This is a genomic window from Photobacterium sp. AWH4_225 (assembly GCF_056158405.1).
The window spans coordinates 374,726-388,011 of record NZ_JBSWTF010000004.1 but is presented as its reverse complement, the minus strand read 5'-3'; the positions used below and the strand labels follow the sequence as shown (position 1 = coordinate 388,011).

Below are 13,286 nucleotides of genomic sequence, written 5' to 3'. Positions count from 1 at the left end.
GGTAATGTCGAAATGAGTGACCAATTTGAGCTGTTAGCACCGGGCGGCGATTTAGAATCAATAAAAGCTGCTATTATCGCAGGCGCTGATGCAGTGTATTGCGGACTGGATAACTTTAATGCGCGTAACCGGGCGACCAACCTTACTTTCGAAAACCTCAGTGGTGTGGTTCGACTTGCTCATCAGCACCAATGCAAGATCTTCCTGACGCTCAATGTCATCATCCTTGAAAGCGAAGTGCCGGCATTGGTCCGATTGCTGAATAAACTGGTTAATACCGATATTGATGGGGTTATTGTTCAGGACATCGGTCTTTTCTCTATATTGAAGACGCATTTCCCTACTTTGGATGTGCACGCTTCAACGCAGCTTAATACCCACAATGAAGGGCAGATCCTTTTTCTCAAGCAATTGACGGCTTCGCGTGTGAACCTATCACGTGAGCTGAATATACAAGAGATCAAGCACCTGGCTCAGTTTGGTCATCAGCATGACGTTCTGATGGAAGTCTTTGTTCATGGCTCTTACTGTATCGGCTTCTCTGGTCTTTGCTATATCAGCTCGGTGAGAAATGGTAGTTCAGGTAACCGGGGGCGTTGTAGCCAGCCTTGTCGTGAACAGTACCAAACAACTGACGTTGGTAAAGATTACCCACTGAACCTGAAGGATAACTCAGCCTATTCTGATATGGCGGCTCTGGCTGACGCGGGGGTGTATTCCTTGAAAGTCGAAGGGCGGATCAAGAAGTCCCACTATGTCTATACGGTGGTAGATTCCTGGCGCAAGCAAATCGATAGCTACTGCAGTAAGGGAGAGATGCTGACGGACACCAGCCGGCTTTACACGGTATTTAACCGTGATTTTTCCAATGCATTCTTGACAGGCGATATCAATAAAAACATGTTTATTGATAACCCAAGGGATCATGCTGCTACCCACTTCTCGAATGTCTATAGCTGCACTAGCATGGATGATCTCAAGGCGGTGAAGAAAAAGCTCTATGACACCAAAACAGACATTATTCAGGAAGTAGAACGCGTCACTAAAGACTTGTGTGTTGAGAAGCTACACCTTGATATCAAAGTGATTGCGGTTGAAGGTCAGCCACTGAAGGTCGAGCTTCGCACACATCAAGGTTTGGTAGAGCTGCAGTCCGAGTCAAATTTGGTGGCGTCAGGCAAATACACCCTCGATGAGGAAGGGGTATCCAAGTGGGTCAACAGCTTTGCCAATGCAGATTACCAGATCAATGAGATTGACCTGAGCGCATTAGAAAGCGGTCTGTACATTCCTTACAAAGAGCAAACCGTAATTAAAGAGCAAGTGGCAGTTGTCCTCAATGGAAACAAACCGCTTGTTGCACCAGTTGAGTTGGATAAACCTCAACAGAACAATAATAACGCTCTTGACCATGAAGTAGGCCAAGAACCTCACCTTTACACACTGATTTCATCGCAAAGCGATTTATCATTGTCGGGGCAGCCTAATACAACCGTCTACTTCCAGCTGCCAGAAGCGTTGGCGAGTGACTTATCGAGGATGGTTGCGCTATTTAAAGACAATAACCAATTAGTGCCTTGGTTCCCGGCTATCTTAATTGAGGATAACTACGAGGCGGCTGTCAGTTTCCTTGAGCAGGTGAAACCAAGCCGTATTGTTACTAACAATAGTGGGGTGGGATACGCTGCTTATCAGCTGGGCATTGATTGGGTTGCCGGTCCACAGATGAACATTATCAACTCTTACAGTCTGACTTGCTTGAAAGAGGAGTTTAACTGTGTGGGGGCGTTTGTCTCTAACGAGATCAACAAGAAGCAGATCAAGCCACTGGTCAAGCCGGATAACTTCGAGCTGTACTACAGCATTTACCACCCAATCACCTTGTTGACCAGCCGACAGTGCCTGTTCCACCAAACTGTAGGCTGTAAGAAGAAGCGGTTCGATGACAAGTGTCTGCGTAAATGTGATAAGTCGGCGTCTATCCTCAGCCTCAAGCATGCTTCTTATGTAGTGGATAAACAGCGCGGTGCCCATAACGCCTTATACAGCCAAGAGAATTACCTGAACTTGGATGTACTTCGGGATCACTCAGGCCTATTTGATGGCTATATGGTGGATCTGCGTGATATTAAAACTCATACCCAGATGGCGTTGGAAAAACCTGAATTGCTTGAAGCTTTCCGAGAGCAGCTCAATGGTGATGTTGCGCCGACAGCACTTCATGCCAAGCTTGCCCCAACGACGATGGCGCAATACAAAAAAGGCTTGTAAGACAATCATTCCCTTACTCGCAAAAGCATGAAAAAAGCCCGACTTTATCAATATAAAGTCGGGCTTTTATTTACGTCTTCGCTAGCAAGTAAACAACTTAAGCCTCGGCGGCCTCAGAAACACCATGCCATTGGTAGTGGTTGTTTGGTTTCTTGCTGACAATACCTTCTTCCATAAAACGGCTGAAGATGTCGTCAACCTCGTCACTACTGGTCTTGAGGTATTTAGTTACGGCCCGCTTGGTGCAGTTGACCTGATTGGTACTCAAGGCTTCGATGGCTTGTTCGTACAGTGACTTTGGTTTTTCCGGTTCAGTAGGCGCTACAGGCTCTTTGACTTCGGTTTCCGCTTCAACGTTGTCTTCAGTTGATTCTTGTTGCTGATTAGTCAGCAATTCAGGCTGCTTGATTTCGTTGTCCGCATAGGTGTTGATAGTAATAGGGCCGACACGGCGGAATTGGTTTCTGAAGCGAAGCTCTTCACCAATTAAGCCAACAAAAAAAGCAGCGAAGAAATCAAGCAATACAGAGAGGAAAATCACCAAGCTGAGCTGGGCGGTTTCTGTTTGGATCTTTAGTGATTGAGCTAAGCTGTCAATAAGGCCAATGACCGAGCCTTGATTGACAACCGGTAAGCTGTCTCGTTCGGCGGCAAGTTTTAGTTGTTGCTCACGAAGCTCATCATTCTCGCGCTGTATTCGTGCAACACCCGTTGCGATGCGCTCCATCTCAATGTATTTCTCAGCCGCTGAGTTGTTCAGTTCAATTTGTCTTTCAATCGCGGCAATTTGCATGTCGTAGTTGTTGACCCTGCTTTGCTGCACATTCACATGACTCTGGGCTTGGTTAGTGGCACTGTTGATACCGCCTACTGAACCACCAATTGAAATGGCAGCGAGGACAGTATAGAAAGCAAAGGCCGAAGCGGCACCAGCATAGTTGCGTCTCGCACGGCGTTCGCCAAACTCGTACCAAGCAAAGAACTTACCTAATTCGAAAATGACAGCCAAGCCGCCAAACAAGATCTGCATGACAGGATCTTCGTCGATGGAAAGAAACAGCAGCAGTGAGAAAATGATAGATGCAAGAATGGAGGCACCGGTAAAGCTATATACCGTCCCCATAGCAAAGGCCCCTTTGGGGTAACGGACTGGAATGTTGTTATCGTAAAGCATAATTGTTGATACATGTAACGGGCGCAAGCGCCGACAGTTACCTGCCGAAAAACGTACTGTTCATCGTCAGGTAGAAAAAAGGTGGCCTAGGATAACGTAAAATAGACTTCTATCCCTTATAAATTAAGGCCTTTGCCGTTTTTACGTTGTTTTTTTACACGCTGCTTTCATAACTGTAGAAAAGATGTTCATCATCCCTTTGGGGAATATGAGAAAAGGATCTAACCGACAAGATATAGAAAGAATTGTTGCAAACTTGTTATCTGCTGTATAGGTTAATAGTCGAACGCTTGTTTAAATTAGGTGTTTACAGGAATAGGTTGTCGTTTAGCTGTACTTTTACATTTTTGATGCAAGGAACTGCATATGTCTAACTTACTTGAAGGTTATCCCGTCATCACTGAAATCCCTGTCGCCTGGGGGGAGATGGATGCATTAAACCATGTTAATAACGTGGTGTACTTCCGCTATTTTGAAACAGCCAGACTGGATTATTTTGCTGATATTGGTTTGATGGAAGACATGCAGGTGACACAGACGGGACCTGTGCTAAGTGAAACCTCAAGTCGATACCGTAGGCCTGTGACATACCCTGATAAACTATTGGTCGGAAGTCGGGTATCCGAACTTGCTGAAGATAGCTTTGTAATGGAATACAAAATTGTCAGCAAGCAGCAGGGAGCCGTGACAACAACAGGGTCGGCAAAGGTGGTGATGTTTAATTTTAAATCACAAAAACGAGCTAGCCTGAGCCCGTCATTACTTGAAAAGATTGTTTCCATGCAACCGGAACTTGGAGAAATTGTTGCTACAACTGATTGATTCTCCTTATAATTGATACATCACAAGCACACTAATCCAGCTATAATTGTATCGTGGGCATTGTTAAAACAAGGAGTAGGGAATGTTTATTGTTATCCAACATGAGATCACCGATCCCGAATTGTTTTGGCAACGAGCAAGTGGAGTGCTGACCCATCCACCTTCAGGTATGCGACTTCATACCACAATGGTTGTTGAGCGACATAAGTTGTGCCAGTGCATGTGGGAAGCTGAGTCAATCGATGTTGTGAGGAATTATCTGGAGTCGGAATTAGGAGAGGCGAGTATCAACACTTATGGTCTGGTCGACCCAGATAGAGCAATTGGGTGACTGTGAGGTAACTTGGGTATAATTCTTCAGAGAAAAGTGGCGCAATAGGATTGCGCCACTTTTTTATTATTTGGTGTAAGAATCAGCGATGTTGTCGATACGCTGATTTGCACGCATTGCTTCCTGGTATGCAGCATCAGATGCAGCGCGTGTATCGTTAACTGCACCTGCCATTTGATCTTGTTGGCTTTGTAGACCTGCAACTTGATCAGATAGCGCATCAACTTTATTTGTTAGTTGGCTTAGCTGCTCTGCTTCTTCGCTGCTTGAACAGCCCATAAGAGTAGCACTTAGAATTAGGCCAGCGACTAGAGTCATAGAACGTTTCATTGTAATTCTCCACAATTGGTTGATATTTACTACTGCTACAAACACTGAATTAGCATTACATAAAGTTATTCTATTTAACAATAAAATAGATAAAAAATGTGTCAGTAACTTCATCTTTTAGCTTTTTTGGTAAATTTGAACACCTTTTTGTACGTTGTTTTTATGTTTTAAACAGTTTTATTCATGCTTTTCAGTATGAGCGCTATTAAAACAGAATTTGTGAAAGCAATTGTTATGGGAAAATCAGCAACTGCTTGTTTTTTGGTAGCTAAAGTCAGAGGAAAGTAAAGACAAACAAAAGCGTGATTTAAATCACACAAGTGAGCTGGTGTTTTACTTTGATAGAAGGTTGGAGAAAAGAATATTTTACTATGGGCGAAAGCTTGGTTAGTTAATTACAAGACTGTTATTAAGGCTACCAGTAGGATATATCTGCTGGTAGCCAAATCATTAAACGGGATTATTCACACCCAGCTTATTTACCTGCAATGCTCAGCTTGCTAAAGCGAATAAGTGGAGCAAAGAAGTTTTTACCGTGGTCGTGAGTGAGCGTATCACCAACAGCATCAATTTCTTTGATCATCTGGTAAAAATTACCTGCCACTGTAATACCGCGTACAGGCTGGATACGTTTACCATCACGACACAAGAAGCCACTCGCGCCAAATGAGAAGTCACCGCTGACAGCATCGGCACCGGAGTGAACACCTTGAAGCTCGATCAGCTCTAGGTATTCGCCGCCAGTTAGTTCAGCTTCGCTGCTTTGTCCTGTTGCGATAACTGTATGGCGAGCAGATACGCCTAAACCGCCTTTCGCTGAGCGAGAGCCATTTGCAGTATTCTCGATACCGAAGAAGCTGGCAGTGTGGCTGTTGTGCAGCAAGCTCTGCAGCTGTCCTTCACCAATCAGGATAGTATCGCAAGTTGCAAAGCCCTCACTATCAAAGGCTTTGATGGCAGAGCCACCCTCGATATAGGCTATATCCGAAATGGTCAGTAATGGGCTGGCAACGTTAGCATGTAGGGAGTCACGCCAAGGGTTGATGCCCTTCATAGCAGACTGACCCGAGAAGCACATACCAAATGCGCCAAACAGACTGCTCAGGCAGTTTAGGTCGAATACTACGCTGTAGTTACCCGTGTTGATTGGCTCACCATCCAACAGAGCTTTTGCCATGTCGTAGCCATGGTTGATGCAGTACTCAGGGTCTAGCTCATCAAAACGACGACCGGTAGACATGCCACCATGCATCGATTGCTTGCCGTCTTTTTCAAAAAGGGTATAGGCATAGCAATAAGTCGAACGTTCCTTGTGGTAGCAGCGGGTGCCTAAGGTATTGGCTAGGATGACCTGGCTGTCAGATTCGCCGAACCCATTGTATGGCGCAGAGGTCGCGTTGGGTTTCTCAACCACACCTTTTTCCAAGGCTAGGGCAAGAGAGATCTTGTCATCGACCGACGCAGCATCTGATTGGTAAACCTCAGGATACTCAGTAGTCAGCTGGCTGTTTGCACAGGCAATAGTCTGGTGAGGATCTTTTTTGGTGTACGTCGCGTTGGCAAGAGCATGCTCAACCATCATATCCAGGCTGGTAGGCTCTAGTGATTCCGAATAGCTGGTGGCGATATGCTCATCTTTGACAATACGCACGCCAATCACTTGGCCTGACGTTACCTTGTATTCATCCAACTCGCCAGCATTGGCTTTAAGAGAAAAGTTATTGCTACTGCTAGCAATAACATCCGCTTCGGCACCTGCAGCTTTGGCACGCTCAAGAACTTGATCAATTGCGTGTTGAAGTTGTTGTTGATCGGCCATTAGTTACCCCCTACAAGAATGTTGTCCACTTTAAGTGCTGGCTGGCCAACGGTAGTAGGCACCGAGCCGCTTACAGAGCCACACATTCCTGCGGCTAGGGCAAAATCACGCCCGATCATGGAGATCTCTTTGAGTACTTTCGGACCCGTACTGATCAACGTTGCTGATTTTAGAGGCTTGGTGATCTGGCCATTTTCGACCAAGTAAGCTTCTTGTACCGCAAAGTTGAATTCACCCGTACCAGGCTGCACGGAACCACCGCCCATCTTCTTGGCGTAAATGCCTTTCTCGACACTGGCAATCATCTCATCTAGAGAGCTGTCGCCCGGCTCGATAAAGGTGTTACGCATACGTGAGGTCGGGGCAAACTTGTAGGATTCACGACGGCCAGAGCCTGTCGGGGTGAAGCCGGTTTTCAGCGAGCCCATATGATCTACCATAAAGCTGGTTAGCTTACCGTCTTTGATAAGCTGGGTGCGTTGGGTTTCCATCCCTTCGTCATCGATATTGATTGAGCCCCACTCATTGGTCATGGTGCCGTCATCGACTGCACTGACTACAGGGTTTGCGATCATTTCGCCCATTTTGTCGTGGAAAACAGAAGCTTTTTTCGCAACCGATGTGGTTTCGAGTAGGTGGCCACATGCCTCGTGGAAGATAACGCCACCAAAACCATTACCGATAATGACCGGCATTTCACCTGATGGGCAGTTTTCGGCAAAGAGTTTCACCATTGCTTGTTTGGCAACAGTGTGGCCAAGTTCTTTGGCATCTAGCTGGCTATTGAATTCCCAACCGGTTAGCGCGCCTGGCGCTTCAAAGCCGGTTGATTGCTCACTGCCATTTTGCGCGATAGCCGTTGCTGCAACGCGGGTATAGTGGCGGGTATCGCCAATATGCAGGCCGGTAGAGTTGAAAATCTCAACTTGTTGTTCACGCTGTAAGATACGGCCAATGAACTGATTGATTTTCTCGTCTTCATCTCGCGCAGCGGTGTCACACTGGCGGAGAAAGGCTATTTTTGCGTCAAGGTTAGGGTTCTGGCTCAACGGCTGCTGACAAGCATGTTTGCTCTGGTAGCGGCTAAGATTTAATGCGCCCGCGTTGGCGATTTGATCGCGCTTGTCTTTGGCAGCAAGTAAGCTGGTGACGCGCTTTAGCTCTTCCTCGTCGGTGCTGTTGGTGTAACCATAAAGCACCTTGTGGCCGAAGAATAGGCGAACACCAATACCGAAATCGATACCGGAGTTTACTTTGTCGATATCACCGGACAGAAGCTCGACTGAGCTGGATTGGTGGTGTTCAACGAACAGTTCGGCAAAATCGGCGCCAAGGAAGAGGGCATGGTCGATCACTGCTTGCGCTGTTGCAGGGTTTAGCATAGATGCTCCTTGCGTGTTAGCAATCTCACGAAAAACGTTATGTAAACAAATTGTGAGCAGAATTGCCATTAATGGCTTTGATTTACGGGTTTTATAAGAGGCAAATGCTCAAAAAGGGTGACATTTCACCCAATACTTTAATCTTGGGTAATAAACTAAAATAAATCAAAAGCCTCAACGCCACAAGACAGCCACAATGATTTGAGGCCGGGGCGTATTTCATGTAAATTTCCCGTCAACATTTACGGAAAAATCACTCATTATGCGAATACCAACGAATGTCATCACCGGTTTCCTTGGAGTAGGAAAAACCACGACGATTCTCAACTTACTGAAGAATAAGCCTGCCGATGAAAAATGGGCTGTGCTGGTCAATGAGTTTGGTGAAATCGGTATTGATGGTGCCATTCTTACTGACTCCGGTGCGATGATCAAAGAAGTGCCGGGTGGCTGTATGTGCTGCACTGCCGGTGTGCCTACGTCTGTTGGGATCACCGCCTTGTTGCGCCAAAACCCCGATCGATTGCTTATCGAACCAACCGGGCTCGGTCATCCTCACAAGATTATTTCGGTCTTGACCTCGAACCAGTTCAAAGATTACATCGATTTAAAAGCCACTGTTGCTTTGGTTGACCCTCGTAACCTCTCTGATAAAAAGTATACGGAAAACCAAAACTTCAACGATCAGCTCGATGTGGCAGAGATTGTAATAGGTAACAAACTCGACGAATGCGACGAGGTTGATGTCGGGATCTTCGAGCACTGGGTCGCGACGCAGCAACCCAAGAAATTGGCCAGCCTGTTAGTTAAGCAGGGTGAGTTTCCACTTGAGATGCTTGATACCGAACGAGAGCAGCAAGACGAAGCTAGCGAAATTGAAGCGCATCATCATGAACATGCTGAGATGGAGCCGCAGTTTCAGCTGCCGCCAAATGAGACGTTTATCCGTAAGGAAAACAAAGGGCAGGGATATTACAGCTGCGGCTGGATATTCGGTGCCGAAGTCACTTTTGATTTTGACCCGCTTTTTTCGATGTTCTGCAGTTTGACCGCTGAGCGTGTGAAAGGGGTGATCAATACCAATAAAGGCTGCCACGCATTTAATGTGAATAATGGTGTTGTTTCGGTAAACCAAGTGACGCTGGAAGGTTTTGAAAGCCGCCTCGAAGTTATCGATAGCCAACTTATGCCATGGGATGAACTCGAGCAAGTACTGCTGGGGATCTCAGATTTATAATCCTTCATTTGAAGGCGAGTAGTCTAAAGTTGTCAGGAGTAATCCTTAGCTACATAGCCTGAGCAGAGGGTTTAGCTTACCTAATCGTATTGGCTTACTATAAACACTAATCTTCAGCTAGAGCAGGAGAAGAACAAAATGACTCAAGAAACAAGAACAATGGAAGTGCCTGTCGCAATCGCTGATCGAGTGCAGGCTTTGATTGATGGCCATATTGCCAAAGAGAAGTTCAACGCTGAGCGCAGGGAAGTGGTGAACAATTTCCTAGCGATGGATGGCCTGAGCTGTGAAATGGCGGTTTACAGCCTGCCACAAGGCGAGCTGCTTGATACCTTACGTTATGTGTACGAGCTTTCAGGTACTAACAGCAAGTTCATTAAGAATATCCTGACTATGGCTCGAGAGAACCCGAAGAAGGTGCTTTCGGATGCTCAGCGTGCATCAGCCAAAAGCATGCTGTTTAATCTGCTGAATGACCCTTCGGTTATCTCGGCAATGAAAGAGAGCGCTTAATTCTTCCATTGAGCTTAGAAATTAAAACCGCCCACACTTTTAAGGTGTGGGCGGTTTTTTATATTGTGAGACGACTGGTATTATAAGCCGATAGGTCGTGGTATTCGAATTTTGCTATGAAGCTTTATCCATCACGGGGTGGATGCTGAGATCTTCCTTTGTGGATGGCTTAGCCTCGCTGACGTCAGTAAAGATTTCTGCAACTGCACTACGCTCCAACTCACCTTGCAAATTACCATCTTCGTCTACGACCGGCAGAGAGTAATCGCATGACATGGTGTCGGGGAGCACTTCTTCAATCACGGAGTCTGGCGAGATAACAGGGACTTCCTCATAGATGTCATCTTGAAGATCCTGTGTAGCATCCGTTTTGGCCGCATCGAGCAAACTCTCTTTGGTCACCACACCCTGATAACCTTCTTCAGTGACGTTATAGGCGTAATCTTGTTTGATCCGCTTCATCTCAACTAAGGCTTCTTCAATCGTCTTCGCTGTTATGCGATAAGCCGGTGGCTGCATGACGGTTTCGACAGTCAATGCACGGGCTCGATTGACATCCTTGACGAAGGCTTCGACGTACTCATCGGCAGGGTGAAGCAGTATTTGATCTGGTGACCCCTGTTGTACTAGTTCGCCATCTTTAAGAATCGCGATACGATCGCCTAACCGTAGGGCTTCATCCAAATCGTGGGTAATAAAGATAATGGTTTTATGCAGCTTTTCCTGGAGTTCAATCAGTTGGTCTTGCATCTCGCTACGGATTAAGGGGTCAAGGGCTGAAAATGCCTCGTCCATCAATAATATCTCCGCGTCGGTGCTAAGGGCTCGAGCTAGGCCTACGCGCTGCTGCTGTCCGCCTGAAAGCTGCGCAGGGTATTGGTTTTCGTATCCCTTAAGGCCAACGGTTTCCAGCCACTCAGTTGCTTTCGCTAGTCGCTCGGTTTTTTTTATACCTTGGATCTCAAGGCCATAGGCAACATTATCGACAACGGTACGGTGAGGTAACAGACCAAAGCGCTGGAAGACCATCGACATCTTGTGCCTGCGGAAGTTAACCAGTTCATCAGCAGATAGTTTCATCACATCGATACCTTCAACCAAAATCTGCCCCAATGTTGGGTCGATCAAACGGTTGAAATGACGGATCAAGGTAGACTTTCCTGAGCCGGAAAGGCCCATAATGACAAAGATTTCCCCTTTGTTGATCTTCAGGTTGATGTCTTTGAGGCCAACGGTATGGCCGGTGTCATTAAGTACTTTATCTTTGCTTTCGCCACTCTTTACCCTGTCAATGACCGATGCCGGTTTGGGGCCGAAGATCTTGTACAGACCGCTTACTTCAATTAATGGCTCAGTCATGGGTAAGGTCTCCTAAGTGGGCCTGAGTACGTTTGGCATAAGCCTGAGATGCGCGATCAAACAAAATTGCCAGGGCAACAATGGCTAAGCCATTTAGTAACCCCAGTGTAAAGTATTGATTGGTTATCGACTTAAGTACAGGTTGGCCCAATCCTTTAACGCCAATCATGGAAGCAATAACGACCATAGACAGCGCCATCATGATGGTTTGATTAATGCCGGCCATGATAGTGGGCATGGCTAAAGGCAGCTGGACGCCCAGTAAGCGTTGTTTCTTGTTAGCCCCAAAAGCAGTTGCTGCTTCCAACACTTCCTTATCGACAAGACGGATCCCCAAATTGGTTAAGCGGATCACTGGCGGAATGGCATAGATCACAACGGCAATTAGCCCTGGGATTTTCCCAATGCCCAACAACATGACAACCGGGATTAGGTAGACAAAGGCTGGCATGGTCTGCATGACATCTAGCAAGGGTGTCACTGTTGCTTGTACCCGGTTAGAGCGGGCCATAGCGATGCCGATGGGGATACCCATTAGAATCGCGAGCAGGGTACATACCGTGATGATGCTAAGGGTCCGCATAGTATCTTCCCACATTCCAAAATAACCGATGAGAATGAGAGAAACAAAGCAGCCTAGGGAAAGCTTCCAAGAGCGGCTAGCTGCGTAAATTAACGTGGTACAGACGCCAAGAACAATAACCCATGGTGTGGAAATAAGGAGCTTTTCAAACCAGACCAAGAAAGAAAGTAGGGGATCGAAGAAAGATTCAATGAGGTCACCGTATTCGCGAGAAAAGTCGCGATAAGCGCCATCAAGAGATTTGCGGATAGCACGGAGATCGGAACGATCCATCTCCGGAAATTCACTAAGCCAATTAGACTCTGACATGTTTAATTCCTTTTCATACCAGAGCCCCTAAGGGCTCTGGCGTACTACAAGGTAATCCTATACCTGAAATTGTAGATGTGGCTTATAGTGCGTCCTGCACTTTTTTCGCGACATCTTGTGGCACCCATTGTTGCCAGATTTGAGGATATTCTTCGAGAAAGTAGAACATTGCCTCTTCACCATCTGCTTGGTTATCTTCCATCCATGCCAGAATCTGGTTCATGTCAGCATTGGTGAAACCACGTTTGGTAAAGTACTGATAAGCCTCTGGGGCACTAGCAGCAAACTTTTCAGTGGTGACGGTATGGACTGGTGATGGTGGGTACATAGTTGTTTTGGGGGAATCACATTCGGCATTGGTGGTACATTTGACGAACTCCTCTTCGTCAATGCCACTGCCGAAGTCGACTTTGACCATGTTGTATTTCCCCAGTACGGCAGTCGGTGCCCAGTAGTAGCCAAACCAGGGCTCTTGGCGCTCATAAGCTTTTGCAATCGAGCCGGATAAACCCGCCGCTGAACCTGGGTCAATAATCACAAAGCCGGATTCATCAAGCTTCATGGCCTTGAAAAGGTTACCAGCACTGATTTGACAGTTCCAACCAGCTGGACAGCTGTAGAAAGCTGATTTATCAGGATCTTCTGGGTGCTCGAACAGTTTGGCGTGCTTTTCAATACCCTCGATGGTTTTCATTTCTGGGTATTTCTCAACTAAGTAAGAAGGTACCCAAAAACCTTCTTCACCACCGTCGACAAGGGCTTTACCCGCGTAGCGCAGACGCTTTTCTTCTACGCCTTTATCCAAGGCATCTTTTAGACTGTTGCTCCACAGTTCAGGGGCAACATCAGGTTGGCCTTTTTCAATCATGGATGTGCCGGTTGGCATGGTGTCGCCCGGGATGAGCTCGGCGTCACACTCATAGCCGTGCTCCAAGATAAAGCGGTCAATGTTGGCGATAAGGCTTGCAGAGCTCCAGTTCATGTCAGCAATAGTGACTTTCCCACATTCGCTGGCATTGGCATTCATTGCCAATGCGCCTATGGCAAGCAGTAATGGGGTTTTATATTTCATATCGAGTATCCTTCCTCAAATTTTAGGTTCACCCAACACAATTATTAGTGTTCAAATGAGTTGCTCAATAAGATTGTATATGAT

Annotated in this window: 12 protein-coding genes; 5 read left to right on the top strand and 7 right to left on the bottom strand. The window is 46.5% G+C overall.

Translation table 11 applies throughout. From position 1 onward, the window contains the following. The first annotated feature begins 12 nt into the window (after window positions 1-12). A complete protein-coding gene (locus ACXAD4_RS19185) occupies window positions 13-2,271 on the top strand; it encodes a peptidase U32 family protein (RefSeq protein WP_475243442.1) in 2,259 nt (752 codons plus the stop codon). Window positions 2,272-2,368: 97 nt separating this feature from the next. On the opposite strand, the gene ACXAD4_RS19180 is transcribed toward ACXAD4_RS19185, so the two are convergent. Then, entirely contained in the window at window positions 2,369-3,445 is a 1,077-nt protein-coding gene (locus ACXAD4_RS19180) for a Preprotein translocase subunit SecY (RefSeq protein WP_475243441.1), read from the bottom strand. A gap of 366 nt (window positions 3,446-3,811) precedes the next feature. On the opposite strand from ACXAD4_RS19180, the gene ACXAD4_RS19175 reads away from it, so the two are divergent. Together ACXAD4_RS19175 and ACXAD4_RS19170 are read left to right on the top strand one after the other, a co-directional pair. Beyond that, window positions 3,812-4,267: an acyl-CoA thioesterase gene (locus tag ACXAD4_RS19175; RefSeq protein ID WP_475243440.1), complete on the top strand. Its 456-nt coding sequence runs from the start codon at window positions 3,812-3,814 to the stop codon at window positions 4,265-4,267. Window positions 4,268-4,349: 82 nt separating this feature from the next. Further along, window positions 4,350-4,598 (top strand): hypothetical protein, encoded by a 249-nt coding sequence (locus tag ACXAD4_RS19170; RefSeq protein WP_475243439.1) that lies wholly within the window; start codon window positions 4,350-4,352, stop codon window positions 4,596-4,598. A gap of 66 nt (window positions 4,599-4,664) precedes the next feature. Here ACXAD4_RS19170 and ACXAD4_RS19165 read toward each other — a convergent pair whose 3' ends face one another. The 3 genes from ACXAD4_RS19165 to ACXAD4_RS19155 form a co-directional block, all read right to left on the bottom strand. Next, window positions 4,665-4,928, bottom strand: coding sequence for an Lpp/OprI family alanine-zipper lipoprotein (locus tag ACXAD4_RS19165; RefSeq protein WP_107296951.1), 264 nt, complete (start codon window positions 4,926-4,928; stop codon window positions 4,665-4,667). Window positions 4,929-5,403: 475 nt separating this feature from the next. Beyond that, entirely contained in the window at window positions 5,404-6,747 is a 1,344-nt protein-coding gene (locus ACXAD4_RS19160) for a TldD/PmbA family protein (protein ID WP_475243438.1), read from the bottom strand. Beyond that, window positions 6,747-8,129 (bottom strand): TldD/PmbA family protein, encoded by a 1,383-nt coding sequence (locus tag ACXAD4_RS19155; protein WP_475243437.1) that lies wholly within the window; start codon window positions 8,127-8,129, stop codon window positions 6,747-6,749. The genes ACXAD4_RS19160 and ACXAD4_RS19155 overlap by 1 nt, the downstream gene beginning before the upstream one ends. Before the next feature lie 262 nt (window positions 8,130-8,391). Here ACXAD4_RS19155 and ACXAD4_RS19150 point away from each other — a divergent pair, with 262 nt between their 5' ends. Together ACXAD4_RS19150 and ACXAD4_RS19145 are read left to right on the top strand one after the other, a co-directional pair. Continuing rightward, entirely contained in the window at window positions 8,392-9,366 is a 975-nt protein-coding gene (locus ACXAD4_RS19150) for a CobW family GTP-binding protein (protein ID WP_475243436.1), read from the top strand. Between the two features lie 138 nt (window positions 9,367-9,504). Then, complete coding sequence (locus ACXAD4_RS19145) at window positions 9,505-9,879, top strand: hypothetical protein (RefSeq protein ID WP_475243434.1); 375 nt, start codon at window positions 9,505-9,507, stop codon at window positions 9,877-9,879. A gap of 114 nt (window positions 9,880-9,993) precedes the next feature. Here the strand turns inward: ACXAD4_RS19145 and ACXAD4_RS19140 are convergent, their stop codons facing one another. The 3 genes from ACXAD4_RS19140 to ACXAD4_RS19130 form a co-directional block, all read right to left on the bottom strand. Next, entirely contained in the window at window positions 9,994-11,238 is a 1,245-nt protein-coding gene (locus ACXAD4_RS19140; protein ID WP_475243433.1) for a quaternary amine ABC transporter ATP-binding protein, read from the bottom strand. Then, a complete protein-coding gene (locus ACXAD4_RS19135) occupies window positions 11,231-12,130 on the bottom strand; it encodes an ABC transporter permease (protein ID WP_475243432.1) in 900 nt (299 codons plus the stop codon). Before ACXAD4_RS19135 ends, ACXAD4_RS19140 begins: the two co-directional genes overlap by 8 nt. An 82-nt stretch (window positions 12,131-12,212) precedes the next feature. Further along, on the bottom strand, window positions 12,213-13,202 hold the full coding sequence (locus ACXAD4_RS19130; RefSeq protein WP_475243431.1) for an ABC transporter substrate-binding protein: 990 nt from the start codon (window positions 13,200-13,202) through the stop codon (window positions 12,213-12,215). Window positions 13,203-13,286: the final 84 nt, after the last annotated feature.

Excerpts from the sequence above, each read along its gene's own strand:
- ACXAD4_RS19140 (WP_475243433.1), bottom strand. The coding sequence starts at position 11,238 with ATGACTGAGCCATTAATTGAAGTAAGCGGTCTGTACAAGATCTTCGGC.
- ACXAD4_RS19180 (WP_475243441.1), bottom strand. The coding sequence starts at position 3,445 with ATGCTTTACGATAACAACATTCCAGTCCGTTACCCCAAAGGGGCCTTT.
- ACXAD4_RS19145 (WP_475243434.1), top strand. The coding sequence starts at position 9,505 with ATGACTCAAGAAACAAGAACAATGGAAGTGCCTGTCGCAATCGCTGAT.
- ACXAD4_RS19160 (WP_475243438.1), bottom strand. The coding sequence starts at position 6,747 with ATGGCCGATCAACAACAACTTCAACACGCAATTGATCAAGTTCTTGAG.
- ACXAD4_RS19155 (WP_475243437.1), bottom strand. The coding sequence starts at position 8,129 with ATGCTAAACCCTGCAACAGCGCAAGCAGTGATCGACCATGCCCTCTTC.
- ACXAD4_RS19185 (WP_475243442.1), top strand. The coding sequence starts at position 13 with ATGAGTGACCAATTTGAGCTGTTAGCACCGGGCGGCGATTTAGAATCA.
- ACXAD4_RS19165 (WP_107296951.1), bottom strand. The coding sequence starts at position 4,928 with ATGAAACGTTCTATGACTCTAGTCGCTGGCCTAATTCTAAGTGCTACT.
- ACXAD4_RS19175 (WP_475243440.1), top strand. The coding sequence starts at position 3,812 with ATGTCTAACTTACTTGAAGGTTATCCCGTCATCACTGAAATCCCTGTC.
- ACXAD4_RS19150 (WP_475243436.1), top strand. The coding sequence starts at position 8,392 with ATGCGAATACCAACGAATGTCATCACCGGTTTCCTTGGAGTAGGAAAA.
- ACXAD4_RS19135 (WP_475243432.1), bottom strand. The coding sequence starts at position 12,130 with ATGTCAGAGTCTAATTGGCTTAGTGAATTTCCGGAGATGGATCGTTCC.
- ACXAD4_RS19170 (WP_475243439.1), top strand. The coding sequence starts at position 4,350 with ATGTTTATTGTTATCCAACATGAGATCACCGATCCCGAATTGTTTTGG.
- ACXAD4_RS19130 (WP_475243431.1), bottom strand. The coding sequence starts at position 13,202 with ATGAAATATAAAACCCCATTACTGCTTGCCATAGGCGCATTGGCAATG.